A 24,055-nucleotide genomic window follows, 5' to 3' on the forward strand; every position below is an offset into this window, starting at 1 on the left:
CCATGCTGGGAACGGGCCGCCGGGTGCGCTACGGGCTCAACATCTGGCCGGGTTTCGTGGATGCCCTGGCGACGCTGCTGCTGGTGTTCGTGTTCATGCTCAGCCTGTTCATGGCCGCGCAGTACTACATGAGCGAGGCGCTGAGCGGGCGCAACGCGACCATTGCCCAGTTGCGGCTGGAGGTGGAGCAGCTGGCGCGTACCCTGTCGCTGGAGCGTGAGGCGCGGGACGGGCTGGAGCAGGAGCTCACCGCGCTGGGGGAGGAGTTGCGCGCCAGTCTGGCGCGGGGAGAGGAGCTGGAAGCCTCCCTGGAGCAGGCGCGGGGCCGCCTGGCCGCCCGCGATCAGCGGCTAGCCGAGCAGGCCCGGGCCGTGGCGAGTCTGGAGCAGGATGTGACGAGTCTGCGCGGCACGCGGGAGGAGCTGCGACAGGCGCTGGGGGAGAGCCGGGATGAGCTGGATGCGGCGCGGGTGCGGGGCACCGCGCTGGAGACGCAACTGGCGGACACCGAGCAGCGGCTGGCGCGGGTGCGCCGCGAGGCCGATGAGGAAGTGGCGCGGCTGAGCCGCCAGGTGGCCGCGTTGCGCCAGCAGTTGCAGGAAGTGGCGGCGGCGCTGGAGCTTTCCGAGCAGACCGTGGCCGAGCAGCGCACCGAGATCCGCGATCTGGGCCAGCGGCTGAATACGGCGCTGGCCCAGAAGGTGCAGGAACTGCAGGATTACCGTTCGGAGTTCTTCGGCCGGCTGCGCCGGGTGCTGGGCGACCATCCGGATATCCGCATCGTCGGTGACCGCTTTCTGTTCCAATCCGAGCTGCTGTTCGACAGTGCTTCGGCGCGTCTTGAGCCCGCCGGGCGGGAGCAATTGCGTCGAGTGGCCGGCACACTGATGGGGCTGTCCGAGGAAATCCCCGCCGAGATTCCCTGGGTATTGCAGGTGGAAGGCCATACCGACCGTCGGCCGATCAACACCCCGGAATTTCCGTCCAACTGGGAGCTTTCCACGGCGCGGGCCAATTCCATCGTGCATTTCCTCATCGCCGAGGGCATTCCGCCCAGCCGCCTGGCCGCGGCGGGCTTCGGCGAATATCACCCGGTGGCCGAGGGCGACAGCGCCGCGGACCTGCGGCGCAACCGCCGCATCGAACTTCGCCTGACCCGGCGCTAGCTCCCGCGCCTAGGGCTGGTCCGCTTGTGCCAGCACATCTTCCAGGAACAGCCGGAAAAGGCGCTCCAGATACGGAATGGCATCCTGCAGGGTGTGGCCGCTGTCCAGCAGGTGCAGGCGCGCCCGCTGCTCACGGGCAAAGCGCAGCGCCTTGTCCACCGGGACGACCTCGTCATGCCAGCCGTGGACCACCTCGATGAGTCCGGCTCGGGGCTCCGGCAGCGCCTCGTAGCCTTCCATGTAGACCGCCGGCGCGAGCAGGAACAGCCCGTCGGGCTGGACTGTGCGGCTGGCGGCGATGCTCACCGCGCCGCCCATGCTGGAGCCGACCAGCACCAGCTTGCCCGGGGCGCCGGGCGCCAGCGCCAGCAATTGCGCCACCCGCTCCCGGGGGTCGAAGGTGTGACTGTAATCGGGGCTTTCCACCGCGAACCCCAGCGCTTCGGCCACTGCGGCCAGGGCCTGGATCTTCCGCCCCCAGGGGCCGCTTTCCTTGCCATGGGCGAAGTAGATCTTGTGTGCGTTCATGGAGCGCGTTTCTCCTCGTCGATAAGGCGCAGCCGCGTGCCCACGCCTATGCCCAGTGCGCGCATGTCCCCGGCGGGCACCTCCAGCGCTGCGCTGATCAGGCCCGGCGAGCGGTAGCCCGCGCGCTCGGGGAGCATGCGCTGGATGTCGATTACCTGGCCATTGCCGTCCACGAAGGCGATGTCCAGCGCATAGCCCACATTGCGCATATGCCAACTGCTGCGTGTCGGGCGCGGAAACACGAACCACATGGGCTGTGCCCGTTCCCGGGGCAGATGCTGGTACCCGGTCGCCCGCTGCTCGGCGCTGCGGGCCGTGATCACCGAGAGCATAGCCTGGTTTCGGGCGGGCTCGATCAGCAGTCGGCCAGTGCTCATGCCGGCCCGGACCTGCTCGGCATCCAGGGGCGGAGCGCCGGCCGGTGCTCCGACCAACAACAGGCTCGTCAGGGCGATAAAAAGCGTGATGATGCGCATGGCCCGATTCTATCCCAGGGCTGTCACGCGAATGCGAATGAGTTGCATGAGCTATTGCATCGGGAGTAGGCTTCGGAGCCTTGAAGGACAGGGGGGCGTTCCATGAAAAAAGCGCTATTGCCGCTTCTGGCGGCCATGTTGTTGCCGCTCTCCGCCGGCGCGGCGGGCGATGTCGCCAAACAGGCGGTGCTGGAGAACTACGCCGCCATTGCCCGCGCCGCCTACGAAGATTCGACGATCCTCGCGCGGCGCTTGCAGCAGCACATCCAGGCTTTCCTCGAGGCGCCCTCCGCCACTGGACTTGCCGAGGCCCGCAAGGCCTGGCGCGCCGCGCGGGTACCCTATATGCAGACCGAGGCCTTCCGCTTCGGCAACCCGGTGGTGGATGCCTGGGAAGGCAAGGTCAACGCCTGGCCGCTGGATGAGGGGCTGATCGATTACGTGTCCCCGGCGTATCAGCGCAAGGCCGCCTCCAACCCCGGGTATGCCGCCAATGTGATCGCCCGCGAGGAGCTGGTGCTGGGCGGCGAGACACTGGATCTGCGCCGGATCACGCCCCGCCTGCTGGCCGAGGAACTACAGGAGCTGGGCGGCGTGGAGGCCAACGTGGCCACCGGCTACCACGCGGTGGAGTTCCTGCTCTGGGGGCAGGATCTCCACGGCAGCGGCCCGGGCGCCGGCGAGCGTCCCTGGACCGACTACGCCCGGGGTGAGCAATGCAGCAATGGGCATTGCGCCCGCCGCGCCGAGTACCTGCGCGCCGTCACCGAACTGCTGGTGGATGATCTGGCCTGGATGGCCGCCCAGTGGCGGCCCGGCGGCGAGGCCTACGAGGAAGTGATGGCCGGCGATGCCGACCGGGGCCTGGGGGTGATCCTCACCGGGCTGGGCAGCCTCTCCTACGGCGAGCTGGCCGGGGAGCGGATCAAGCTGGGGCTGATGCTCCACGACCCGGAGGAGGAGCAGGATTGCTTCGCCGACGACACCCACAACAGCCACTATTACGACGTGGCGGGCATCATCAATGTCTACACCGGCAACTACACCCGTATCGACGGCACCCGCGTCCTGGGGCCGGCGATGGCGCATCTGGTGGCGCAGAGTAACCCGGCGCTGAACCTGCGGATGCTGAGGGCCCTGGCCGAGACCGAGCAGGCCATGGCGGTGCTCAAGCGCCGTGCGGAAACGGTGGAGGCCTATGATCAGATGATCGGCGCCGGTAACGCCGAGGGCAATGCTGTGGTGCAAGCCACCGTGGACGCGCTTTCCCGCCAGACCCGCGTGCTGGGGGAGCTTGCCACCAGTTTGGGGCTGCAGCCCATTGCCTTTGAGGGGTCCGACAGCCTTGAAGATCCGCAAGCGGTGTTTCAGTAAGGTGCGGCCGGGGGCGCTGTTAGGTGCGCTGATTGCGCTCGGAGGCGTCCTGTCTCCGGCGCTGGCCGACGTGGCGACCCGGATGCGCGTCGAGGCCGTCACCCGACCCACCGGAGATTTCTCCGCGCCGGAGCGCTTCGAGTCGCGCCCGGCGGGCGCGGCGACCGTGTTCAAGTCGCTGGACGCCAATGCCTTCTCCCATTCCTCGGGTAATATGAGCTTCGAGCGGGAGTTGGATTTCAAGGTCGGCGACGCTTTCTTTCGCAAGATCTGGGTCTCCTCGCCCAGCTCCACCGTGTCCTCCGACGGCCTGGGCCCGCTGTTCAATGCCCGCGGCTGCCAGAGCTGCCACCTCAAGGACGGTCGGGGGCGGCCCCCGGCTCCCGGCGAGCGCGCGGTGAGCATGTTCCTGCGGCTGTCCATCCCGCCCCAGGACGAGACACAGCGCGAGGCCCTGGCCAGCGGCCGGCAACTGGTGATTCCCGAGCCGGTCTACGGAGGACAGTTGCAGAATCGGGCCATCCAGGGCCATCCCGCCGAGGGGCAGATGACGATCCGTTACCAGGATCAGCCCGTCAGCCTGGCCGATGGCACCGTCGTCACCCTGCGCAAGCCCCATTACTCGGTCACGGAGCTGGGCTACGGGCCCATGCATCCGGAGGTCATGCTCTCGCCGCGGGTGGCCCCGCCGGTGATCGGCATGGGCCTGATCGAGTCCATCGCCGCCGAGGACATCGAGGCCTGGGCGGACCCGGCGGACGCCGACGGTGATGGCATCTCCGGCCGGCCCAACCGGGTCTGGAGCGATGAGCACCGCGAGACGCGCCTCGGGCGCTTCGGCTGGAAGGCGGGCAAGGCCACCGTCGCTCAGCAGGCGGCCGCCGCCTTTCGCGGCGACATGGGCCTGTCCACGGTGCTCTTCCCCCAGCACAGCGGGGATTGCAGCGCTGCCCAGCGGGATTGCCTGAGCGCGCCCACTGGCGTGAACCCGGGGGATGGCGCCGAAGTCACCGATGAGATGTTTGAGCTGCTGCTGTTCTACACCCGGAACCTGGCGGTGCCCGCCCGGCGCGATCCCGGCGCTTCCCGGGTGCTGGAAGGCAAGCGGCTTTTCTACGCGAGCGGCTGTGCCCAGTGTCATCGGCCGAAATTCGTCACCCGTCGCGACGCCGTGGGTGAGGAGCAGTCCTTTCAGCTGATCTGGCCCTACAGCGATTTTCTGCTCCACGACATGGGCGAGGGGCTGGCTGACGGCCGCCCCGAGGGCCGGGCCAACGGTCGTGAATGGCGTACGCCGCCGCTGTGGGGGATCGGCCTTACCGAAACGGTCAACGGTCATACCCGTTTCCTGCACGACGGGCGGGCGCGCAATCTGTTGGAAGCCGTGCTTTGGCACGGCGGCGAGGCGGCGGCGGCGCGGGCGCGGGTGATCGCCATGGCGCGGGCCGAGCGCGAGGCGCTGATCGCCTTTCTCGAATCTCTGTGAAGGCGCGCGGGGTGGTGTCTGTCTGAAGGCGGCGTTCAGTGGCCGGGTCCAGCGGCTGAGCGCGCCGCTGCTTCGTGAGGCCTGGCGGGGCAATCACCCGATGGCGGTGTGAAGATGGTGGGCCCTGCAGGACTTGAACCTGCGACCAAGCGATTATGAGTCGCCTGCTCTAACCAACTGAGCTAAGGGCCCGAAGAGGCGGCAAAGTATAAACCTTCGCTTTCCAACGCAACAGGGCGGCGCCGTGGCGCCGCCCTGAGGGTTTGCCGACGCGGGTCCGGCTCAGGTCTCTTCCAGGAAGCTGCGCAGGGAGTCGGAACGAGTCGGGTGGCGCAGCTTGCGCAGAGCCTTGGCCTCGATCTGGCGGATGCGCTCGCGGGTGACGTCGAACTGCTTGCCCACCTCTTCCAGGGTGTGGTCGGTGTTCATGTCGATGCCGAAGCGCATGCGCAGCACCTTGGCTTCCCGCGGCGTGAGCCCGCCCAGCACCTCCCGCACGGCTTCCTTGAGCCCTTCGCGGGTGGCGGAGTCGATGGGGGACATGACCATCACGTCCTCGATGAAATCCCCCAGGTGCGAGTCTTCGTCGTCGCCGATGGGGGTCTCCATGGAGATCGGCTCCTTGGCGATCTTCAGCACCTTGCGCACCTTGTCCTCGGGCATCTCCATGCGCTCGGCCAGTTCCTCGGGCACCGGCTCGCGGCCCATTTCCTGGAGCATTTGCCGCGAGACACGATTGAGCTTGTTGATGGTCTCGATCATGTGCACCGGGATGCGGATGGTGCGAGCCTGGTCCGCGATGGAGCGGGTGATCGCCTGGCGGATCCACCAGGTGGCGTAGGTGGAGAACTTGTAGCCGCGGCGATATTCGAACTTGTCCACCGCCTTCATCAGGCCGATGTTGCCTTCCTGGATCAGATCCAGGAACTGCAGACCGCGGTTGGTGTACTTCTTGGCGATGGAGATCACCAGGCGCAGGTTCGCCTCCACCATTTCCTTCTTGGCGCGGCGGGCCTTGGCCTCGCCGATGGACATGCGGCGGTTGATGTCCTTGATGTCGGACACGCGCAAACCGGAAGCACCCTCCAGAGCGGCAAGTTGCAGCTGGGCGCGGCGAATGTCCTCCACCTGATCGGCCACTGCGTCCGCATAGGGGGCGCTACCGTGGATCAGCTCTTCCAGCCATTCGGCCTCGCTCTCGCGCCCGGGGAAGGACTGCAGGAAATCCTTGCGCGGCATCTTCGCGCCCTTCACGCAGGCGCGCATGATCTCGCGCTCGTGGCGGCGTACCCGCTCGATGGTGCGGCGCAGGTTCTCCACCATCGCATCCATCACCTTGGGGCTGAACTTGAAGGTGAGGAACAGCTCGATCATTTCCTCGCGCAGCTTGGCGACCTTGTCGGTCTTGCTGCCGCCCTTCTCCAGGGCCTTGAGGGTGGCGTCGTAGAGCTCCCGCATGCGGGCGAACAGCGAGGCGGTGAGCTCCGGGTCCGGACCGGTGTCGGCAGGGGTCTCTTCTTCCTCGTCGTCCGAAGACTTCTCCTGCTTGGCGCCGCTGGTGTTGGGCGAGTTGATCTCCTCGCTGTGATCGCGGAAGCCGGCGACGATGTCGGTCAGGCGCATCTCGCCTTCCTCGACCTTGGTGTAGACGTCGATCAGCGCCCGGGCCGAGTCGGGGTAGGTGGCCAACGCCTTGAGCACCTGGTCGAGGCCTTCCTCGATGCGCTTGGCCAGCTCGATCTCGCCCTCGCGGGTGAGCAGTTCCACGGTGCCCATCTCGCGCATGTACATGCGCACCGGATCGGTGGTGCGGCCGAACTCGGCGTCCACGGCGGCCAGCGCGGCGGCGGCCTCCTCGGCTTCGTCCTCGTCGCTGGTCACGGCGGTGTCGCTCAGCAGCAGGGTGTCGGCATCGGGCGCGACCTCGTGGACATTGATGCCCATGTCGTTGATCATGCCGATGATGTCTTCGATCTGCTCCGGGTCGACGATGTCATCGGGGAGATGATCGTTGACTTCCGCATAGGTCAGGAAGCCTTGTTCCTTGCCCTTGGCGATGAGCTGCTTGATCTGAGACTGCTGGTCCTGGTTCATAACCGTTAGTTACCTGAGCTATCGTGGAAACGCTGCCGAACCGGCCATTGTAGTTCGGATATGGCGTCTGGCAATATCGTTAAGAAGGGTTGTCGGCGTCGCTGGAGCGGCCCTTCAGGCGCTTGATGAGCGCCTGCCATTCCTGGAGCTCCTCGCCGGCGAGTTGGTTGCGGGCGAGCTTCTCGTCCAGTTCCTGCAGGCGCTGCCTGTCCACCGACGTCTCCAGCCACGTCAGTGTGTCGCGGAATTCCTTGTCCACGCCGGCCTCGGGTACCATCGGGTCCCAGACCGCGAGCTTCCAGAGCGCGGCTTCGTGCGCGCTGCCCCTGAATCGCTCCAGAAGCGCACCGCTGCTGAGTTGCGGCTCACCTTCCAGTAATTCAAGCATGTCCGCGAGCAATTGCATGCCCGGCAGACCCGAGTCGCGAAAGCGCCGCGGCGCCTGCACCTGCGCGGCCAGCTCCGGGCGCTGCAGCAACAGGGCGACGGCCAGGCGCACCGGAGTGCGCTGTATCCGCTGCCCCTGGCGCCGGCGCTCCTCCCGGCTGCCGGCCGCCGGTGTGGCGGCGGGCGCCGGCCGTGCGGCGGCGGCCAGCTGATCCTCCACTCGCTGGGCATCCAGGCCGGTGAGCTCGGCCAGACGCTGCAGCATCATGTCGCGGAACACGCTGGGCGGCAGCTTGCGCAGCAGTGGGCCGGCTTTTTCCGCCACCCGGGCGCGCCCGTCCATGCTCTTCAGGTCCGTGTCCTCGGCCAGATGGTCGAAGAAGAACTCCGACAGCGGCCGGGCCTTGGCCAGCACCCCGGCGAAGCCCTCCGCGCCCAGTCGGCGTACCAGACTGTCCGGATCCTCGCCCTCGGGGAGAAACTGGAAGAAGGCCTGGCGCCCGTCACGTATCGCCGGCAGCGCGTTCTCCAGCGCCCGCCAGGCCGCGTCGCGGCCGGCGCGGTCGCCGTCGAAGCAGAACACCACATCGCGGCTCACCTGGAACAGCCGCTCCACCTGACGGGTGGTGGTGGCGGTGCCCAGGGTGGCCACGGCATAGTCGATGCCGAACTGCGCCAGGGCGACCACGTCCATGTAGCCTTCCACCACCAGCAGTTTCTCTGGGTGGCGGCGTGCCTGTAGACATTCGTATAGGCCGTAGAGTTCCTGCCCCTTGTGGTAGACCGGGGTTTCCGGCGAATTCAGGTACTTGGGTTGCTCGTCCCCCAGTACCCGGCCGCCGAAACCCACCACCCGCCCGCGCCGGTCCCGAATCGGGAACATGATGCGGTCGCGGAAGCGGTCGTAAGCGCGGCCGCCGTCCTTTTCAATGAGCAGGCCCGCTTCCACCAGCGGGCGGGACTGGCCCAGCTGGCGCAGCAGATTGTCCCAGCCCGGCGGGGCATAGCCCATGGCATAGCGCTGGGCGATCTCGCCGCTCAGGCCGCGGCCCTTGAGGTAATCCACCGCCCGGGCGCGCTCCGGGTGCTCGCGCAGCCAGCGCTGGTAACTCTGGGCGGCCTGGCCGAGCAGACGGTAGAGCTGTTCGTGCTGCGGCCGGGGGCCGGCCCCCTGGACCTCCCTGGGCATCTCCAGCCCGGCCTGGCGAGCCAGCAGCTCCACCGCATCGCGGAACTCCATCCGCTCGTATTCCATGAGGAACTGGATGGCGTTGCCGTGGGCGCCGCAGCCGAAACAGTGATAAAACTGCTTGTCCGGCGCCACGGTGAAAGAAGGCGTGCGTTCGTTGTGGAACGGGCAGAGCCCCGAGTAGTTGCGGCCGGCCTTCTTGAGCTTGACTCGGGCGCCCACCAGCTCGACGACGTCGGTGCGATTGACGACTTCATCGATGAACTGTTCAGGGATTCTGCCCGCCATGATCCGCCCATAACGCAAGGCCGCCCCGGTGGGGCGGCTCGCTGAAAGCATAGCTCGGCCGGCCGATGTTACTCGGTCAGCTTCGCCTTGACGCGGGCGCTGGCGGCGCCCAGATCGGCGCGCCCCTGCAGCTTCGGGCGCATGACGCCCATCACCTTGCCCATGTCCTGGATGCCGCCGGCGCCGGTTTCGCGGATGGCCTCGTCGATGATGGCCTCCACTTCGGCGTCGCTGAGCGGCTGGGGCAGGAAGTCATTGAGTATCTCGACTTCCGCGAGCTCCTTGGCCGCCAGATCCTCGCGCTGGGCTTGCCGGTACTGGACGGCGGCCTCGCGGCGCTGCTTGACCATCTTGGTCAGCACCGCCAGCACGGCCGCGTCGTCCATGTCCTGGCGCTCGTCGACCTCCCGCTGCTTGATGGCGGCGGTGATCATGCGCAAGGTCACCAGGCGGGTCTTGTCGCCGGCCTTCATGGCCGTCTTGACCGCGTCGGTGATCCGGGCCTTGAGCTCGCTCATGGTGCGAGGGCGCCCAGGCTCAGTACAGGCGAGTGCGACGTGCCACTTCGCGGGCGCGGCGCTTCAGGTGCCGCTTCACCGCGGCGGCCCGCTTGCGCTTGCGCTCCTGCGTGGGCTTTTCGTAGTGTTCGCGGCGACGGACCTCGGAGAGGACACCGGCCTTTTCGCAGGACCGCTTGAAGCGGCGAAGAGCGACCTCGAACGGCTCGTTTTCACGCACCTTAACGCTGGGCATGTAGGCTCACACCTTCCTTAAAAACAATGGATAATCGCCCGTTGGCGAAACTAGGGCGCAGCAGTTTAACCGCGCGCCCCGACGAATGCAAAAACGCCGGTGACGGCGGGAGAGACGAATGCGGGTTTTGGGTATAGAAAGCTCCTGTGACGAGACGGGTGTCGCCCTGTACGACGGCGAACAGGGGCTGCTGGGGCATGCCATCTACAGCCAGATCGAGACCCACGCCCGCTACGGCGGCGTGGTGCCGGAGCTTGCCTCCCGGGACCATGTGCGCAAGCTGTTGCCGCTGGTCGATGAGGTGCTGGCGCAGGCGTCACTGGCCAAGGCGGATATAGAAGGGGTCGCCTACACCCGGGGGCCGGGCCTGGTGGGCGCCTTGATGGTCGGGGCCTCGGTGGCGCGCTCGCTGGCCTGGGGGCTGGATGTGCCGGCGGTGGGTGTGCACCACATGGAGGCCCATCTGCTCGCTCCCATGCTGGAAGACCCGGCGCCCGAATTCCCCTTTCTCGCGCTGCTGGTCTCCGGTGGTCACACCCTGCTGGTACAGGTGGCGGGGCTGGGCCGCTACCGAGTGTTGGGCGAATCGCTGGATGATGCGGTGGGCGAGGCTTTCGACAAGACCGCCAAGCTCATCGGCCTGCCCTACCCCGGCGGCCCGGCGCTGGAAGCCCTGGCCCGGGAGGGTGATCCGGGGCGCTTTCGCTTCCCCCGCCCCATGACCGACCGCCCGGGCCTGGCCTTCAGCTTCAGCGGCTTGAAGACTTTCGCGCTGAATACCTTTCATGAGCACGGCGCGGCGGCGCGGGCCGACATTGCTCGCGCCTTCCAGGATGCTGTGGTGGAGACGCTCGCCATCAAGTGCCGCCGGGCGCTGGAGCAGACCGGCATGAAGCGCCTGGTGATCGCCGGCGGAGTGGGCGCAAACCAGGCGCTGCGCGAGCGGCTGGCGGCCATGAGCGAGGAGTTGGGAGCCGAGCTGTACTACCCCCGCCCGGCGCTGTGCACGGACAATGGCGCCATGGTTGCCTATGCCGGGCATTGTCGGCTGGTGGGCGGGGCCAGCGAGCCGCTGCGCTTCGACGTCACCGCCCGCTGGCCCCTCGAAGACCTGCGTCCCCCGCAGCCCCTCCCGTAGGGGCGGCCCCTGGCTGCGAACCTGTTCCTGGTCGTTCCTTTGACGGTGGTTGTACACCACAGAGGCACAGAGACACAGAGTTTCACAGAGAAGGCATTAACAATTTACTGATTCCTCTGTGCAGCTCTGTGTCTCTGTGCCTCTGTGGTTAATCCCTCCTAACCCTTCCGATCCAGCTTCCCCTCGGAGCCTTCCAGCAATTTTGCGATATTGCTCCGATGCCGCCAGTAGGTCAGCACCGTGATCAGCAGCATGGCCGCGCCCAGATAGCGTGAGCCGGTGGCGGCGTAAAGATAGGCTGGCGCCAGCAGAAAGGCGGTCAGCGCGGACAGCGACGAGATGCGGAAGGCCGCGGCCATGAGCAGCCAGGTGCCGGCCGTGGCGGCGCAAGCCACCCAGCTCCAGGCAAGTATGACCCCCAGCCCGGTGGCCACCCCCTTGCCGCCGCGAAAGCGGAAGAAGACTGGATACAGATGGCCGAGGAACGCGGCCAGCCCCACCAGGGCCTGGCTAATGTCGTCGGCCCCCAGGGCGCGGGCCGCCAGCACCGGCAGGGTGCCTTTGAGGAAATCCCCCAGCAGGGTCAGGGCCGCGGCCTTCTTGCCGCCGATGCGCAGTACATTGGTCGCGCCCGGGTTGTGGGAGCCGCTGGCACGCGGATCCGGCAGCCCCAGTGCACGGCAGACCAGGATGGCGGCGGACACGGAGCCGAACAGATAGCCAAGCAGGACCAGGGCGAAGGTGAGCAGCATACCGCGACTCCATCAGCGGGAAGTGACGCGGCGATTCTGCAGCAAAGCCCGGGCGGCGGCAATTTCGCACCCTTGGAAAGACACTGCGCCGTGCCCTTGGGTTTTGGCGGCGGCCAGGCGATGCCGGGGCGCTGCGCTTTGCAAGGGCGGCCACGCGGCGGAGCGGTGGCAGGCGGTCAGTGGCCCAAGGGAATCAATCAGTCTCTCCCTTGTTATAGTAGGCCCAAGGCATGGCTGGGCAGAGGTGTACGTGGACAGGCTCTTGATCAACGGTTTGCGGGTGGATGCGGTGATCGGCGTGCTCGACTGGGAGCAGCGGATTACTCAGCCGCTGCGGTTTGACCTGGAAATGGAGCTTGCCGCGGAGGCGATGGCCCGGACGGACGAGGCCGCGGGCCTGAGCGTGGATTACGCCCGGGTGGCGCAGTGCATCGCCGAGCGGGTGCGCAGCCGTTCCTGGGGCTTGATCGAGACGCTGGCCGAGGCGGTGGCCGAAGAGCTGCTGGGCCGCTTCCCTCTGCATCGTCTGCGGCTAACGCTGACCAAGGCCGTGCACGTCGACGGGGCCGGCGGCTTCGAGGCGGCGGTTTCCATAGAGCGCGGAGCGGACTGAATGGGCGGCATCCCGCAAATGGGTTTCCTGCTTGGTTTCGGCAGCAATATCGCGCCCGTCGAGAACGCCGGCCGTGTGCTGGAAGCGATGAGCGCGCGTTTCGGGCCGCTGTGCGTGTCCTCGGCCTACCGCACTGAACCGGTGGGCATGCGCACTGACACCGAGTTCCTCAATATGGCCTTGTACCTGCCCTGCGAACTCTCCGCCGCCGAGCTGAAGCGCTGGTGCTGCGGACTGGAGACCAGCCTGGGCCGCGATCGCAGCTGCTCGGATCGGAAATGGCGTGATCGGCCGGCGGATCTGGACCTGCTGAGTGAGGCCGAGCCGCTGGACGCCCTGCTGCGCCACGGCCCCGAGCGTTATTGCGATGCGAGCTACATGCGGGCCCCCCTGCGCCAGCTGTTTGCCGCCCTGGGCGGGCAGGCGGCACCGGCCGCGAAGGGGTGGTTGACGGTGCCATTGCGGGCGGCGCCCCCGCTGGCCGAGCAGGCGCGTTGGCTCCCCGGTGGCTTGCCTGGCGAGGAGGGTGCGCATGCGTACGCGCCTTGAGTCTGATCCGCCTCCGCCGCCCGCCGAAGCGCAGGCGCTGAGCGAGCAGCTGCAGGCGCGGCTGCGCGAACGCATGCGGGAAGCGGGGGGCAGTCTGCCATTCGATGCCTATATGCAGGCGGCCCTCTACGAGCCGGGGTTGGGCTATTACTCCGCGGGGCTTGCCAAGCTGGGGCCGGCGGGGGATTTCAGTACTGCACCGGAGCTGGCCGGGCTTTTCTCCGCCACCCTCGCCCTGCAGTGCGCCGAGGTGCTGGCCCGCACCGGCGGCGTGATACTGGAGCTGGGGGCGGGCACCGGGCGCATGGCGGCGGATATTCTCGCCGAGCTGGAGCGCCGCGAAGCCCTGCCGGCGCAGTACCTGATTCTGGAAGTGAGCGCCCATCTGCGACAGGTGCAGCGCGAGACCTTGGCCGAGCGGGTACCCCATCTGGCCGGGCGGGTGGCTTGGCTGGAGCGCCTGCCCGAGCAGCCCATCGACGGCGTGCTGCTGGCCAACGAAGTGCTGGATGCCCTGCCGGTAAAGCGGTTCGCGCTGGAGCCCGACGGCGGTCTGCGGGAGTACCACGTAACGCCCGCCGAGGAGGGCTTCACCTGGTCATTGCAGGCCCCGGGCGCCGCGCTGGCCGCGGCGGTGGAGGGCATTCAGAAAGACCTGGCGGCACCCCTGGGCGAGTATCACTCAGAATGGTGCCCGGGCCTTGCCGACTGGCTCACCGCCCTGGCGGGGGTGATGAACCGCGGTGCGATGCTGTTCGTGGACTACGGCTACCCGCGCCGTGAGTACTACCATCCCCAGCGTCACATGGGCACCCTGGTCTGCCACTACCGTCACCGGGGCCATGACAACCCCTTGCTGTTGACCGGCCTGCAGGACATCACCGCTTTCGTGGACTTCACCGCCGCCGCGCGCGCGGGCCTGGACGCGGGCCTGTCATTGCTGGGCTACAACACTCAGGCGCAATTTCTGCTCGGCGCGGGCCTGCCGCGGCTGATGGAAGAGGCCCTGGAAGGCGGCGATGAGCATGTCTACCTGCAACTGGCCCAGCAGGCCAAACGTCTGCTCCTGCCCGGCGACATGGGCGAGCGTTTCAAGGTGTTGGCGCTGGGGCGGGATTATCCCGATGCTCTCGCCGGTTTCAGCCTGCACGATCAAAGCGAGCGACTCGGCGTATGACCGCGCCGCCGCTGCAGCCCCGGGTTCTGGTGGCGGACGCCGATGCCCGAGCCCGCCAGGTGATGCGCCGTGTGCTGGAAACGGCGGATTATCAGGTGGAAGAGGCCGAGAACGTGGCCCAGGTGCGGGCCCGGGTGGCGCGGTTGACCCCGGACGCCTTCGTGCTCGACGCCCGGCTTCCCGGCGGCGGCGGGGTGGAGCTTTGCCAGTGGTTGCGGGACCAGGCGGCGTTCCGGGTTACCCCGGTGCTGCTGGTGAGCGGCGAGGAGGACCGGGCGCTGATGCGCCGCGCCTTTGCCGCCGGCTGTGATGATTTCACCCGCAAGCCCCTGGAGCCGATGTTGCTTTATGCGCGGCTGCGCAGCCTGCTGACCAGGCAGAATTATTTTCGCCAGCTGGAACAGGTGCGGGAGAAGCTTGCCCGCTACGTCTCGCCCCGGGTTCGTCAGGTCATCGAGCGTCGCTGCGCAGACGGTGCGGCGCTGCAGCCCGAGGAACGGGAAGTGTGCATCCTGTTCTCGGACATCCGTGATTTTACCGCGCTGAGCCAGCGTATTCCGGCGGCGAGCCTGTTCGCCGCGGTGAGCGCGCACCTGGGGGCGCAGGTGGAGATCGTCTACCGCCATCGGGGCTATGTGGACAAGTTCAGCGGCGACGGCATCATGGCCGTGTTCGACGGCCCGAACATGGTGGAAGACGCCTGTCGCTGCGCCCTGGCCATTCAGGCCATGAGTGCCGCCATGCCGCCGGTGGCCGAGGGGCTGCGGGTGCCGCTGGGCATCGGTATTCACCTGGGGCCGGTGGTGGTGGGGAACATCGGCAGTGGCGAGCACCTGGACTACACGGTGATCGGCAACAGCGTGAACCTGGCCGCCCGTCTGTGCGGCTACGCCCAGCCCATGAACATCGTCGTGTCCGAGGCGGTGCGGGCGCAGGTGGCGGAATGCCCCGGTTTTCTGTTCACCGAACCCCGGGCTACGCGTATCCGCGGGCTGAGCGAGCCGATGGTGCTGTACAGCCTGCTGGGAGCGGAGCAGGCGGTGAAGGCCGGCGGCGTGGCGGGGGCCGAGGGCTCCGGGAGGCGCTGATCAGCGCCCCGCTTCGGTGCCGGCCTCTCGCAGCGCTGCCACGGCCAGCCCCCGCGCGCGGCTGACTGCCTTGGCAATCGCCGCCCCCTTCAGGCCCTGTGCCACGAAGTCCCATGCCTGCACCTCACGGGTCGCGGCATAGGCCGCGCGCAGGTAGTCCGCCTGCGGGTAGGGCTTGTCTTCCAGGCCGGTGCGGCCGCGGGCATCGGCCTCGCAGGCAAGCAGGAACTGCTCCAGCCGCTCGGGTTTGCGGTAGGCATCCAGCTGCTCGAAAAGCTTCACCACGGTGTCTGGGCGCAGCTCTCGGGCGCGGTGGGCGTTGAGGTGCAGTCGGCACACCAGGCGGGCCAGATCCCGGTAGGCGCGGGGCGCGCGCAGGCGCTCGCAGACCGCCTCCACCAGGGGCACGCCCCGGGCCTCGTGGCCTATGTGCCGGGGCAGTAGCTTGGCGGGCGTGGTGCCCTTGCCCAGATCATGCAGCAGCGCCGCGTAGCGCACGGCCCGGTCCTCGCTCAGGCGCGCGGCCTGGTCCAGCACCAGCAGGGTGTGCACGCCGGTGTCCACCTCGGGGTGATACTCCTTGCGCTGGGGGATACCGAACAGACGGTCCAGTTCCGGCAGCAGCCGCGCCAGGGCGCCGCACTCGCGCAGCACGCGGATGAAGGGCGAGGGCTCGCGCTCACCGAGCGCCTTGTCCATTTCCTGCCAGACCCGTTCCGGTACCAGCGCATCCACCTCGCCGGCTTCCACCATCGCGCGGCATAGCGCCAGGGTCTCCGGCGCCACGGTAAAGCCCAGCGGGGCGTAGCGGGCGGCGAAGCGGGCCAGGCGCAAGATGCGCACCGGGTCTTCCGCGAAAGCGGGGGAGACGTGGCGCAGTACCCGATCTCGCAGATCCCGCAGCCCGCCGTAGGGGTCGACTACCTCGCCGGCCTCGTTGCGGGCCAGGGCATTGACGGTGAGATCACGGCGCGCCAGGTCTTCCTCCAGGGTGACCTCGGGTGCGGCGTGGAAGCTGAAGCCATGGTAGCCGGGCGCGGTCTTGCGCTCGGTGCGCGCCAGGGCGTACTCCTCATTGGTGTCCGGGTGCAGGAAGACCGGAAAGTCCTTGCCCACGGGTTTGAAGCCCTGCGCCGTCATCTGTTCGGGCGTGGCGCCCACCACCACCCAGTCCCGCTCCTTCACCGGCAGGCCGAGCAGTTCATCGCGCACCGCGCCGCCTACCAGATAGCAGCGCAGCCCCTTGCTGACGTGGGCGCTCATTGGCGACGGGCCTGGCGGCGGAACGCGTCGTAGCGGCGCCGGGTGGCGAGACTGGCCAGATAGCCCGGTGCCACGGCCTCCAGCCCGCTGGGGTGTATGCCGAAATGGGCCAGGCCGTTCTCGCGGCAGACATTGTCCACGGTGGCGGAGAGGTAATTGTCATAGCTGTAGGGCGTACCCGGGAGCAGCTGCAGCAACCGCCCCTGCAGCGCCGACAGGCCGTCGCCCAGCCCCAGGATGGCGCGTCGATGGCCGCTCAGCTCACCGGCGTAGCGCACCAGTTCGCGCAGGCTGTAGCTGCGCGGGCCGCACAGCTCGAAAGCCCGACCGTGGCTGGCGCGGTCTTCCAGCGCGCGGGTGAAGACCTCGGCTACATCGCCCACGTACACCGGGCTGAAGCGAGCCTTGGGGGTAGGTAGCGGGAAGACGCCGGGGCTTCGTTTCAGGAGCCCGGCGAAGCGGTTGAGGAACTGGTCCTCGGGGCCGAAGATGACCGAGGGGCGAAAGCTGGTGACGGCCAGATCCTCGCTCTGGGCTTCCAGTACCAGGCGCTCGCCTTCGGCCTTGCTGCGCTGGTAGCGGCTGGGAGCCCGGGCATCCGCGCCCAGGGCGCACATGTGCAACAGGCGCGGCACGCCGGTGGCGCGGCAGGCGGACAGTATCTTGCGGGGCAGGTCCACGTGGGCGCGCTGGAAGGCCGATTCACTGCCGTTGAGGATGCCCACCAGATTGATGACTGCGTCGCAGCCGCGAAAGTGTGCCTGCAGGTCCTGTTCGTCGTGCGCGTTAGCCTGCAGCAGCTGCAGCGTGGGCTGCACGATCAGCGGTGCGCGGTGGCGTTCCCGGTGGCGGCTGAGCACGCGCATGTGGATGCCGCGCTGGGCAAGGCGGTTTGCCAGGTGACGGCCGACGAAACCGGTGCCGCCCAAAATGCATACCGTGTGGATCTTCATGGGGCTGCTCCTTGGGTTGCGCGTATGATGTGCCTGCTACGCGCCTCCATTGTACGGAAAAGCGCGGGGCTTGGGCTCGAGCCGCGGCGCACGCGGTGTGAATGGGGATTGTTCGTGGAAACCTGGTTGATTTATTTGCTCGCCGGCGGCTTTGCGGGGTTGACCTCGGGTCTGTTCGGGATCGGCGGCGGTGTGGTGGTGGTGTCGGTGCTGCTGTTCGTGTTCGGCATGCAGGAGGTGCCGCAGGCTGTGCGTATGCACTTGGCGGTGGGGACCTCGCTGGCGACGATCGTGATCACCGCGCTCTCCTCGGTGCGGGCGCATCACAAGCTCGGGGGCATTCTCTGGCCGGTGTTCCGGCGGCTCGCGGCGGGGCTGGTGATCGGTGTGGTGCTGGGGGCGGTGATCGCCGATGTGCTCAGCGGTTCGGCGCTCCAGCGGGTATTCGCGGTGTTCATGGTCGCGGTCTGTCTGCAGATGCTGTTCGGCGGTGCGCCCGCCCCCCATCGCCAGGTTCCGGGGCGGGCGGGGCTGATGCTGGGCGGCGGGGTGATCGGCACTTTCTCCTCCATGCTGGGCATAGGGGGGGGTAGTTTGACGGTGCCATATCTGGCCTGGCATGGGGTGCCCATGCGCCAGGCGGTGGGCACCGCCGCCGCGGGCGGCTTGCCGATCTCGCTGGCGGGCGCGGCGAGCTTCGTGGTCACGGGTTGGGGCGAGGCGGGTTTGCCGGCGGGCGCTACCGGGTATGTGTATTGGCCGGCGGTGCTGGGTATCGTGCTGATGAGCGCCTTGATCGCGCCGGTGGGGGCGAAGCTGGCGCATCGGCTGCCGCAGCTCTTGCTGAAGCGGGTGTTTGCCGGGTTCCTGTTGTTGATTGCGGTGCGTTTGCTGCTGGGTTGAGCTTCCCGGCCCGCGTGGGGTGGTCCCTGTGCACCGCCGCCTGTAGGGGCGGCTCATGGCCGCGATTCTTCACGCCGCGGAACCACGGCGGTCGGAGAATCGCGGCCATGAGCCGCTCCTGCATGGCGAGGAGCGGTGTGGGTTTCAGGACAGGTCCAGCTTCTTCTCCAGATAATGGATGTTGGTGCCGCCTTGCTGGAAGGCCGCATCCGCCATGATGTCCTGCTGCAGCGGGATGTTGGTCTTGATCCCGCTGATCACCACTTCGGACAGCGCCGTGCGCATGCGCGCGATGGCGGTTTCCCGGGTTTCGCCGTGGGTGATGATCTTGCCGATCATGGAATCGTAGTGGGGCGGCACGAAGTAGCCGTTGTAGATGTGCGAATCCACGCGCACGCCGGGGCCGCCGGGGGCGTGGAACTGCTCGATGCGTCCCGGCGAGGGGATGAAACGTTCCGGATCCTCGGCATTCAGGCGGCACTCGATGGCGTGGCCGCGCAACACCACGTCCTCCTGGCGATAGCCCAGCGGTTCACCGGCGGCGATCAGGATCTGCTCCTTGACGATGTCGATGCCGGTGACCATCTCGGTGACCGGGTGCTCCACCTGCACGCGGGTGTTCATCTCGATGAAGTAGAACTCGCCGTCCTGGTAGAGGAACTCGAAGGTGCCCGCGCCCCGGTAGCCAATGGCGCGGCAGGCCTCGGCGCAGCGCTCGCCGATCCGGCTGCGCTGCTCCTCGGTGATACCCGGCGCCGGGCTCTCTTCCACCACCTTCTGGTGGCGACGCTGCATGGAGCAGTCCCGCTCGCCCAGGTGGATGGCGTTGCCGTGCTGGTCGGCCAGGACCTGGATTTCCACGTGCCGCGGGTTGTCCAGGAACTTCTCCATGTACACGGTGGCGTCGCCGAAACCGTTGAGCGCCTCGGTCTTGGTCATGCTCACGGCGTTGGCCAGGTTGGCTTCGCTGTGCACCACCCGCATGCCGCGCCCGCCGCCGCCGGCGGCGGCCTTGATGATCACGGGGTAGCCGATCTCGCGGGCGATGCGCAGATTCTCGTCGACATCGTCCCCCAGGGGGCCACCGGAGCCGGGCACGCAGGGAATGCCGGCTTCCTTCATCGCCCGAATCGCCGAGACCTTGTCGCCCATGACGCGGATGGTCTCGGCACTGGGGCCGATGAATACGAAGCCGGACTCCTCCACTCGCTCGGCGAAGTCCGCGTTCTCGGCGAGAAAACCGTAGCCGGGGTGAATGGCCATGGCGTCGGTGACTTCGGCAGCGCTGATCAGCGCCGGCACATTGAGGTAGCTTTCCGAGGAGGGCGGCGGCCCTATGCAGACCGTTTCATCGGCCAGGCGCACGTGTTTCAGGTCACGGTCCGCGCTGGAGTGCACGGCCACGGTCTTGATGCCCAGCTCGCGGCAGGCGCGCTGAATGCGCAACGCGATTTCGCCGCGGTTGGCAATGACGATTTTTTCGAACATGAAGCGAGTGTCCCTGTCGGGCTTATTCGATGACGAACAGCGGCTGATCGAATTCCACCGGCTGGCCGTTGTCCACCAGGACCGCGGCGATCACGCCATCCTTGTCGGCCTCGATCTGGTTGAGCATCTTCATCGCTTCGATGATGCACAGGGTGTCGCCGGCCTTGACCCGCTGGCCTTCCTCCACGAAGGGCGCGCTGCCCGGGGCGGGGGCGCGGTAGAAGGTGCCGACCATGGGCGAGCACATGGTGTGGCCGGCCGGCAGGCCGGGCGCGCTGTCGGCAGCCTTGCCTTCGGCGGCGGCGGGCGCCGGGGCAGCCGGTGCCGGCGCGGCGGGCGCCGGTGCGGCATACTGCTGTACCGGGGCGGGGGCGGCACGGCTCGTGCGGCTGATGCGTACCGATTCCTCGCCTTCCTTGATTTCGATCTCGGCGACGCCGGACTCTTCCAGCAGTTCGATCAGGCGTTTTACCTTGCGAATATCCATGAGGCCTTATCCTTGTTGGGAAGCGATGTGTCGAAGCGCTGCCTGCAGCGCGAGTTCGTAGCCCTGCGGGCCCAGGCCGCAGATCACGCCCAGCGCCACGTCCGAGAAGTAGGAGCGTTGCCGGAACGCCTCCCGGGCATGGACGTTGGACAGATGCAGCTCGATGAACGGTATGCCGACGCCCAGCAGGGCATCGCGCAAGGCGATACTAGTGTGCGTGAAAGCCGCGGGGTTGAAGATGATGAAGTCCACATCCCGCGCCGCCGCATGGATGCGCTCCACCAGCGGCTGCTCCCCGTTGGCCTGGAAGCTTTCAAAACCCACGCCGGCCTGCTCGCACAAGGTGCGCAGGCGGGCGTTGATGTCATCGAGGGTGTCGCTGCCGTAGATCTGCGGCTCGCGCGTACCGAGCAGATTCAGATTCGGTCCGTTGAGCGCCAGGATCGTGGCCATTGGAATCCCCGCAGCCGATGCAGTGGGCGGTTAGAGAGTCATGCCGCGGGTTTCTTCGTCCCGCCGGGGCGGGATTTTGAACCAACTATGGATTGATGTCTAGTTGCCCGGAGTTGCCAGCCAGATCGCCGCAATTGTTCACCAGGTGGTTGGCCGAGGCTACTCGGCCAGCAGCCGGCGCACCGCCGGTTCGATGTCGGCGCGGGTCACTTCCTGAGCGAATATCTTCTGTACTCGACCCTGGGCGTCCAGCAGCACAGTGTAGGGCAGGGTGCCGCGCTCGTTGCCCCAGGCTGCCATCAGATCCATGGCGTCCTGCACGCCATGGAGGATGGGGTAGTTCATTTCAAGCTTCTCGGCGAAGGCGGCCGCCGCATCGGCCCGGTCCACGGCGATGCCCAGGACCTGCAGGCCCTGATCCTCATAGTCCTGCTGCAGCGCGACGAAGACCGGGATCTCCTTCACGCAGGGCGGGCACCAACTGGCCCAGAAATTCACCACCCGAGGCTGGCCCTGCCAGTGGGCAACACTCTGCACCTCGCCGGCGAGATTGGGCAGCGGGGTGGCGGCCGGGTCGGGGGCATTGAGCTGGCGCCACAGCGCATGGCCCCCGAAGGCGGCCGCCAGGGCCAGCAGCAGGAGCAGCGCCGGGATCAGCAGACGATTCACGGTCACAGGCTGGTTCCTCCCAGCGCCTCGCGGCTGTGGCGGGCGAACTCTTCCGGCCCCATGAAGCCGAGCACCCGGTAATCGCCCCGCTCTTGGCCGCTGGGGTCGATGAACAGCACCGCCGGCGGCAGGAAGACCTGCAGTTCGTCCAGCAGCGCCTTGTCGGTGGCGTCCATGGCGGTGACGTCCACCCGCAGCATCAGTGCTCCTTCCAGAGCCTGGCGCACCGCGGGGTCGGGGAAAGTGCGCCGTTCCAGTTGCACACAATAAACACACCAGTCGGCGTAGACGTCGATCAGTGCCGGTTGGCCGGCCGCCCTGGCGCGGCGCAGGGCATCGTGCAGTTCCGCGCGGCTGGCCACGTTGACGAAGCCCAGGGCATCCGTTCCGGTGCCTTGCGGCGCGGACACGGCCTGGCCGTCGCCGGGACTGCTCAGCGCGACGAGCGGTCGCCAGATGTCATCCCGCCCCGAGGCCGCCCCCACCAGCAGCAGCGCACCCCAGATCAGCAGTACCAGCCCGGCGCTCTTGCGCGCCCGGGGCCAGCCGCCGCTGGCCGGGCCGAGCCGATCCAGCGCCCCCAGATACACGGCCACGCCGATCAGCAAGGCGCCCCACAGCCCCAGCGCGATGGCCGGGTCCAGGAGGCGCTCCAGCATCCATAGTGCCACCACCAGGAACAACACACCGAAGACCTGCTTGACGCGCGTCATCCAGGCGCCGGCCCGGGGCAACCAGCGCCCGGCGGCGGTGCCGATGAGCAACAGCGGCGCGCCCATGCCGTTGGCCAGCACGAACAGCGCCAGGCCCCCCAGCCAGAGGTTCTCGGTGGTGGCGATGAAGGCCAGGGCGGCGATCAGGGCGGGGCCCGAGCAGGCGCCGACGATCAGTGCCGACAGTGCCCCCATGATGGCCACGCCCAGGACGCTGCCGCCGCGTTGGCGTCGCGAGAGTTCATTGATCCGGGTCTGCCAGCGGCTGGGTAGTTGCAGCTCGTAGAGCCCGAACATGGACAGCGCCAGCAACACGAACAGCGCGGCGAAACCGCCCAGCACCCAGGGGCCCTGCAGGTCCGCCTGCACCGCCCGGCCGCTCAGTCCCGCCAGCATGCCGGCGATGGCGTAGGTGATGGCGCTGGCCTCCACGTAGATGAGCGAGAGCCAGAAGGCCCGCGCGCCGCCGCGTCGGTGACGATCCCCGGCGATCAGCCCGGAGAGGATGGGGATCATGGGGTACAGGCAGGCGGTGAAGGCGAGCAGCAGGCCGGCGACGAAGAAGCCGCCCAGGATCGCGGGCAGGCTGCCCTCGCTGAGCAGACTGCCCAGCACGCCGGTGCCTGCCAGAGCGCCGGCGCTGGCCGAGGCCGGCGCGCTGTCGGGCGCGGTGCCGACGCCCTCGGGTGTGAGGCTCGCTTCGTGGGTGCTGGGCGGGTAGCAGATGCCACGCTTCCAGCAACCCTGGTAGTGCACCGTGAGGGTGCTCTGACGGGTCAGCGGTTCGGCCAGCTGCAGCGCCATGGTGACGGGGAGGTCGTAGATTTCGGTGCGACCGAAGAATTCGTCCTCGGTGACCGTGCCGTCGGGCAGTTGCACCGCGGCCAGGTCAGCCTGTTCGCCGTTCAGTTCGAAGCGTAGCTTGTCACGGTACAGGTAATAGTCCGGGGCAATGTCCCAGCGCAGCTCGATGCGATCGGCGGCGAGCAGACGCACATCCAGCGGAAAGGCTTCTTCCACCGGCAGCGGCAGGTCACCCTGGGATTTGCCGCCGAACAGGCTCTGCCCGGCCGCGGATTGCCCGAACAGGGCGAACAGCAGACAGCCGATGAAGACCAGCGTGCGATTCATGAGGGCTTGCGCTGGTCGGTCTGCAGGGTGATCCAATGCAGATAGTCGCTCAGCCCCTTGGCCACCGGAAGGGCAATGATCTCGGGCACCTCGTAAGGGTGCAGGCGCTGGATGGTCTGTTCCGCCTTGCGGTAGGCGCCGGCGACGGTCTTGATGATCAGCAGCACTTCCTGATCTCGCTCCACCTTGCCCTGCCAGGCGTAGATGGAGGTCAGGCCCGGGACGATGTTGGCGCAGGCCGCCTCGCCGTACTCCACCAGGGTGTTGGCGATCTCCTCGGCGGTCCCGGTGTCCGGGCAGGTGCACAACAGCACCAAATGCTCGCTGCTCATGGGTCAAGTCTCCTGCGTGGGTGCGGCTTGAATTGTAACACCGCGGTAGCCACGTCCCGGGCTAGGGAGGCACTGTTCAATTCCCTTGGGTCTGCGCGGCCTGTGAGTGATTGCACCCGCAGCCATTGACCCGAGCATGCTCCGAAGGTTCCCCGCGAATCCCGGGAGGGGTGCTTGACAGGGCTTTTTGCGTGTCTATCATTAGCACTCACCTGAGGCGAGTGCTAACAGTCGCCGAAGCGAAAACACTAGATGTAAGTCTTCAGACCCGAAGATAGGGAGATTGACCCCGATGAACATTCGTCCTTTGCATGATCGCGTGATCATCAAGCGCGTAGAAGAAGAGCGCACCTCGCCCGGCGGGATCGTGATCCCGGACAGCGCCACCGAGAAGCCCGTCCAGGGTGAGGTGGTCGCCGTGGGCAACGGCAAGATGCTGGACAACGGCGAGCAGCGCGCGCTGGACGTGAAGGTTGGCGACAAGGTGCTGTTCGGCAAGTACTCCGGCACCGAGGTAAAGGTGGGCGGCGAAGATCTCCTCGTGATGCGCGAGGAAGACATCATGGCCGTCGTCGAGGGCTGAAGACGCCCCGCGCGCCACACAA

At 67.6% G+C, this 24,055-nt stretch carries 25 protein-coding genes and 1 tRNA gene; 10 read left to right on the top strand and 16 right to left on the bottom strand.

The annotated features are described in order from the left end of the window. Positions 1-2: 2 nt before the first annotated feature. Positions 3-1,166 (top strand): peptidoglycan -binding protein, encoded by a 1,164-nt coding sequence (locus GBG68_RS05105; protein ID WP_152145834.1) that lies wholly within the window; start codon positions 3-5, stop codon positions 1,164-1,166. A 9-nt stretch (positions 1,167-1,175) separates the two neighbouring features. On the opposite strand, the gene GBG68_RS05110 is transcribed toward GBG68_RS05105, so the two are convergent. Both GBG68_RS05110 and GBG68_RS05115 read right to left on the bottom strand, forming a co-directional pair. Next, positions 1,176-1,694 (bottom strand): alpha/beta fold hydrolase, encoded by a 519-nt coding sequence (locus GBG68_RS05110; protein ID WP_152145836.1) that lies wholly within the window; start codon positions 1,692-1,694, stop codon positions 1,176-1,178. Continuing rightward, positions 1,691-2,170, bottom strand: a complete 480-nt coding sequence (locus GBG68_RS05115; protein WP_152145838.1) for a DUF192 domain-containing protein — start codon at positions 2,168-2,170, stop codon at positions 1,691-1,693. The genes GBG68_RS05110 and GBG68_RS05115 overlap by 4 nt, the downstream gene beginning before the upstream one ends. A 102-nt stretch (positions 2,171-2,272) precedes the next feature. Here GBG68_RS05115 and GBG68_RS05120 point away from each other — a divergent pair, with 102 nt between their 5' ends. Together GBG68_RS05120 and GBG68_RS05125 are read left to right on the top strand one after the other, a co-directional pair. Further along, positions 2,273-3,544 carry an imelysin family protein gene (locus tag GBG68_RS05120; RefSeq protein ID WP_152145840.1) on the top strand — a complete coding sequence of 424 codons (1,272 nt, stop codon included), beginning with the start codon at positions 2,273-2,275 and terminating at the stop codon, positions 3,542-3,544. Positions 3,545-3,626: 82 nt separating this feature from the next. Then, positions 3,627-5,030 (top strand): di-heme oxidoredictase family protein, encoded by a 1,404-nt coding sequence (locus GBG68_RS05125; RefSeq protein ID WP_152145842.1) that lies wholly within the window; start codon positions 3,627-3,629, stop codon positions 5,028-5,030. A 115-nt stretch (positions 5,031-5,145) separates the two neighbouring features. Here the strand turns inward: GBG68_RS05125 and GBG68_RS05130 are convergent. The 5 genes from GBG68_RS05130 to rpsU all read right to left on the bottom strand — a co-directional run bounded on the left by GBG68_RS05130 (position 5,146) and on the right by rpsU (position 9,741). Beyond that, positions 5,146-5,222: transfer RNA gene (locus GBG68_RS05130), tRNA-Ile, on the bottom strand. A 90-nt stretch (positions 5,223-5,312) separates the two neighbouring features. Then, the gene (gene rpoD, locus GBG68_RS05135) at positions 5,313-7,124 is read right to left on the bottom strand and encodes an RNA polymerase sigma factor RpoD (protein ID WP_152145844.1); all 1,812 of its coding nucleotides are present in this window, start codon (positions 7,122-7,124) and stop codon (positions 5,313-5,315) included. Positions 7,125-7,203: 79 nt separating this feature from the next. After that, complete coding sequence (gene dnaG, locus GBG68_RS05140; RefSeq protein ID WP_152145846.1) at positions 7,204-8,988, bottom strand: DNA primase; 1,785 nt, start codon at positions 8,986-8,988, stop codon at positions 7,204-7,206. Positions 8,989-9,056: 68 nt separating this feature from the next. Then, positions 9,057-9,506, bottom strand: coding sequence for a GatB/YqeY domain-containing protein (locus tag GBG68_RS05145; protein WP_152145848.1), 450 nt, complete (start codon positions 9,504-9,506; stop codon positions 9,057-9,059). A gap of 19 nt (positions 9,507-9,525) precedes the next feature. Beyond that, complete coding sequence (rpsU, locus tag GBG68_RS05150; protein ID WP_152145850.1) at positions 9,526-9,741, bottom strand: 30S ribosomal protein S21; 216 nt, start codon at positions 9,739-9,741, stop codon at positions 9,526-9,528. A 118-nt stretch (positions 9,742-9,859) separates the two neighbouring features. Between rpsU and tsaD the strand changes: the two genes are divergently transcribed. Continuing rightward, positions 9,860-10,879, top strand: a complete 1,020-nt coding sequence (gene tsaD / locus GBG68_RS05155; RefSeq protein ID WP_152145852.1) for a tRNA (adenosine(37)-N6)-threonylcarbamoyltransferase complex transferase subunit TsaD — start codon at positions 9,860-9,862, stop codon at positions 10,877-10,879. Between the two features lie 158 nt (positions 10,880-11,037). On the opposite strand, the gene plsY is transcribed toward tsaD, so the two are convergent. Continuing rightward, entirely contained in the window at positions 11,038-11,631 is a 594-nt protein-coding gene (gene plsY, locus GBG68_RS05160; RefSeq protein WP_152145854.1) for a glycerol-3-phosphate 1-O-acyltransferase PlsY, read from the bottom strand. A 250-nt stretch (positions 11,632-11,881) separates the two neighbouring features. Here plsY and folB point away from each other — a divergent pair, with 250 nt between their 5' ends. The 4 genes from folB to GBG68_RS05180 are packed head-to-tail and all read left to right on the top strand — an operon-like array spanning position 11,882 to position 15,058. Continuing rightward, a complete protein-coding gene (gene folB, locus GBG68_RS05165; RefSeq protein WP_193222226.1) occupies positions 11,882-12,244 on the top strand; it encodes a dihydroneopterin aldolase in 363 nt (120 codons plus the stop codon). After that, complete coding sequence (locus tag GBG68_RS05170; protein WP_152145858.1) at positions 12,245-12,793, top strand: 2-amino-4-hydroxy-6-hydroxymethyldihydropteridine diphosphokinase; 549 nt, start codon at positions 12,245-12,247, stop codon at positions 12,791-12,793. After that, positions 12,777-13,970 carry a class I SAM-dependent methyltransferase gene (locus GBG68_RS05175; protein ID WP_152145860.1) on the top strand — a complete coding sequence of 398 codons (1,194 nt, stop codon included), beginning with the start codon at positions 12,777-12,779 and terminating at the stop codon, positions 13,968-13,970. The genes GBG68_RS05170 and GBG68_RS05175 overlap by 17 nt, the downstream gene beginning before the upstream one ends. Then, on the top strand, positions 13,967-15,058 hold the full coding sequence (locus GBG68_RS05180; RefSeq protein WP_152145862.1) for an adenylate/guanylate cyclase domain-containing protein: 1,092 nt from the start codon (positions 13,967-13,969) through the stop codon (positions 15,056-15,058). The genes GBG68_RS05175 and GBG68_RS05180 overlap by 4 nt, the downstream gene beginning before the upstream one ends. On the opposite strand, the gene GBG68_RS05185 is transcribed toward GBG68_RS05180, so the two are convergent. Both GBG68_RS05185 and GBG68_RS05190 read right to left on the bottom strand, forming a co-directional pair. Beyond that, positions 15,059-16,297 carry a multifunctional CCA addition/repair protein gene (locus GBG68_RS05185; RefSeq protein ID WP_152145948.1) on the bottom strand — a complete coding sequence of 413 codons (1,239 nt, stop codon included), beginning with the start codon at positions 16,295-16,297 and terminating at the stop codon, positions 15,059-15,061. A gap of 20 nt (positions 16,298-16,317) precedes the next feature. Further along, positions 16,318-17,274: a complex I NDUFA9 subunit family protein gene (locus tag GBG68_RS05190; protein WP_152145864.1), complete on the bottom strand. Its 957-nt coding sequence runs from the start codon at positions 17,272-17,274 to the stop codon at positions 16,318-16,320. Between the two features lie 114 nt (positions 17,275-17,388). On the opposite strand from GBG68_RS05190, the gene GBG68_RS05195 reads away from it, so the two are divergent. Continuing rightward, complete coding sequence (locus tag GBG68_RS05195; protein ID WP_152145865.1) at positions 17,389-18,177, top strand: sulfite exporter TauE/SafE family protein; 789 nt, start codon at positions 17,389-17,391, stop codon at positions 18,175-18,177. Positions 18,178-18,321: 144 nt separating this feature from the next. Here GBG68_RS05195 and accC read toward each other — a convergent pair whose 3' ends face one another. The 6 genes from accC to cutA all read right to left on the bottom strand — a co-directional run bounded on the left by accC (position 18,322) and on the right by cutA (position 23,450). After that, the gene (accC, locus tag GBG68_RS05200; protein WP_152145866.1) at positions 18,322-19,665 is read right to left on the bottom strand and encodes an acetyl-CoA carboxylase biotin carboxylase subunit; all 1,344 of its coding nucleotides are present in this window, start codon (positions 19,663-19,665) and stop codon (positions 18,322-18,324) included. A 22-nt stretch (positions 19,666-19,687) separates the two neighbouring features. Further along, the gene (gene accB, locus GBG68_RS05205) at positions 19,688-20,152 is read right to left on the bottom strand and encodes an acetyl-CoA carboxylase biotin carboxyl carrier protein (RefSeq protein WP_152145867.1); all 465 of its coding nucleotides are present in this window, start codon (positions 20,150-20,152) and stop codon (positions 19,688-19,690) included. A 6-nt stretch (positions 20,153-20,158) separates the two neighbouring features. Next, on the bottom strand, positions 20,159-20,605 hold the full coding sequence (gene aroQ / locus GBG68_RS05210) for a type II 3-dehydroquinate dehydratase (protein WP_152145868.1): 447 nt from the start codon (positions 20,603-20,605) through the stop codon (positions 20,159-20,161). A 159-nt stretch (positions 20,606-20,764) separates the two neighbouring features. Further along, complete coding sequence (locus GBG68_RS05215; RefSeq protein WP_152145869.1) at positions 20,765-21,280, bottom strand: TlpA family protein disulfide reductase; 516 nt, start codon at positions 21,278-21,280, stop codon at positions 20,765-20,767. Next, positions 21,277-23,118, bottom strand: a complete 1,842-nt coding sequence (dsbD, locus tag GBG68_RS05220; protein ID WP_152145870.1) for a protein-disulfide reductase DsbD — start codon at positions 23,116-23,118, stop codon at positions 21,277-21,279. Before dsbD ends, GBG68_RS05215 begins: the two co-directional genes overlap by 4 nt. Beyond that, on the bottom strand, positions 23,115-23,450 hold the full coding sequence (gene cutA, locus GBG68_RS05225; protein WP_152145871.1) for a divalent-cation tolerance protein CutA: 336 nt from the start codon (positions 23,448-23,450) through the stop codon (positions 23,115-23,117). Before cutA ends, dsbD begins: the two co-directional genes overlap by 4 nt. A 292-nt stretch (positions 23,451-23,742) precedes the next feature. Here cutA and groES point away from each other — a divergent pair, with 292 nt between their 5' ends. Next, the gene (groES, locus tag GBG68_RS05230) at positions 23,743-24,033 is read left to right on the top strand and encodes a co-chaperone GroES (protein ID WP_152145872.1); all 291 of its coding nucleotides are present in this window, start codon (positions 23,743-23,745) and stop codon (positions 24,031-24,033) included. Positions 24,034-24,055 lie beyond the last annotated feature (22 nt).

Source organism: Alkalilimnicola sp. S0819, from assembly GCF_009295635.1.
Classification (GTDB): Bacteria; Pseudomonadota; Gammaproteobacteria; order Nitrococcales; family WHIW01; genus S0819.

What these genes read in the sequence shown, in the direction of transcription:
- GBG68_RS05105 (WP_152145834.1), top strand. Translation starts at nt 3, where the DNA reads ATGCTGGGAACGGGCCGCCGGGTGCGCTACGGGCTCAACATCTGGCCG.
- GBG68_RS05110 (WP_152145836.1), bottom strand. Translation starts at nt 1,694, where the DNA reads ATGAACGCACACAAGATCTACTTCGCCCATGGCAAGGAAAGCGGCCCC.
- GBG68_RS05115 (WP_152145838.1), bottom strand. Translation starts at nt 2,170, where the DNA reads ATGCGCATCATCACGCTTTTTATCGCCCTGACGAGCCTGTTGTTGGTC.
- GBG68_RS05120 (WP_152145840.1), top strand. Translation starts at nt 2,273, where the DNA reads ATGAAAAAAGCGCTATTGCCGCTTCTGGCGGCCATGTTGTTGCCGCTC.
- GBG68_RS05125 (WP_152145842.1), top strand. Translation starts at nt 3,627, where the DNA reads ATGCGCGTCGAGGCCGTCACCCGACCCACCGGAGATTTCTCCGCGCCG.
- rpoD (WP_152145844.1), bottom strand. Translation starts at nt 7,124, where the DNA reads ATGAACCAGGACCAGCAGTCTCAGATCAAGCAGCTCATCGCCAAGGGC.
- dnaG (WP_152145846.1), bottom strand. Translation starts at nt 8,988, where the DNA reads ATGGCGGGCAGAATCCCTGAACAGTTCATCGATGAAGTCGTCAATCGC.
- GBG68_RS05145 (WP_152145848.1), bottom strand. Translation starts at nt 9,506, where the DNA reads ATGAGCGAGCTCAAGGCCCGGATCACCGACGCGGTCAAGACGGCCATG.
- rpsU (WP_152145850.1), bottom strand. Translation starts at nt 9,741, where the DNA reads ATGCCCAGCGTTAAGGTGCGTGAAAACGAGCCGTTCGAGGTCGCTCTT.
- tsaD (WP_152145852.1), top strand. Translation starts at nt 9,860, where the DNA reads ATGCGGGTTTTGGGTATAGAAAGCTCCTGTGACGAGACGGGTGTCGCC.
- plsY (WP_152145854.1), bottom strand. Translation starts at nt 11,631, where the DNA reads ATGCTGCTCACCTTCGCCCTGGTCCTGCTTGGCTATCTGTTCGGCTCC.
- GBG68_RS05170 (WP_152145858.1), top strand. Translation starts at nt 12,245, where the DNA reads ATGGGCGGCATCCCGCAAATGGGTTTCCTGCTTGGTTTCGGCAGCAAT.
- GBG68_RS05175 (WP_152145860.1), top strand. Translation starts at nt 12,777, where the DNA reads ATGCGTACGCGCCTTGAGTCTGATCCGCCTCCGCCGCCCGCCGAAGCG.
- GBG68_RS05180 (WP_152145862.1), top strand. Translation starts at nt 13,967, where the DNA reads ATGACCGCGCCGCCGCTGCAGCCCCGGGTTCTGGTGGCGGACGCCGAT.
- GBG68_RS05190 (WP_152145864.1), bottom strand. Translation starts at nt 17,274, where the DNA reads ATGAAGATCCACACGGTATGCATTTTGGGCGGCACCGGTTTCGTCGGC.
- accC (WP_152145866.1), bottom strand. Translation starts at nt 19,665, where the DNA reads ATGTTCGAAAAAATCGTCATTGCCAACCGCGGCGAAATCGCGTTGCGC.
- accB (WP_152145867.1), bottom strand. Translation starts at nt 20,152, where the DNA reads ATGGATATTCGCAAGGTAAAACGCCTGATCGAACTGCTGGAAGAGTCC.
- aroQ (WP_152145868.1), bottom strand. Translation starts at nt 20,605, where the DNA reads ATGGCCACGATCCTGGCGCTCAACGGACCGAATCTGAATCTGCTCGGT.
- dsbD (WP_152145870.1), bottom strand. Translation starts at nt 23,118, where the DNA reads ATGAATCGCACGCTGGTCTTCATCGGCTGTCTGCTGTTCGCCCTGTTC.
- cutA (WP_152145871.1), bottom strand. Translation starts at nt 23,450, where the DNA reads ATGAGCAGCGAGCATTTGGTGCTGTTGTGCACCTGCCCGGACACCGGG.
- groES (WP_152145872.1), top strand. Translation starts at nt 23,743, where the DNA reads ATGAACATTCGTCCTTTGCATGATCGCGTGATCATCAAGCGCGTAGAA.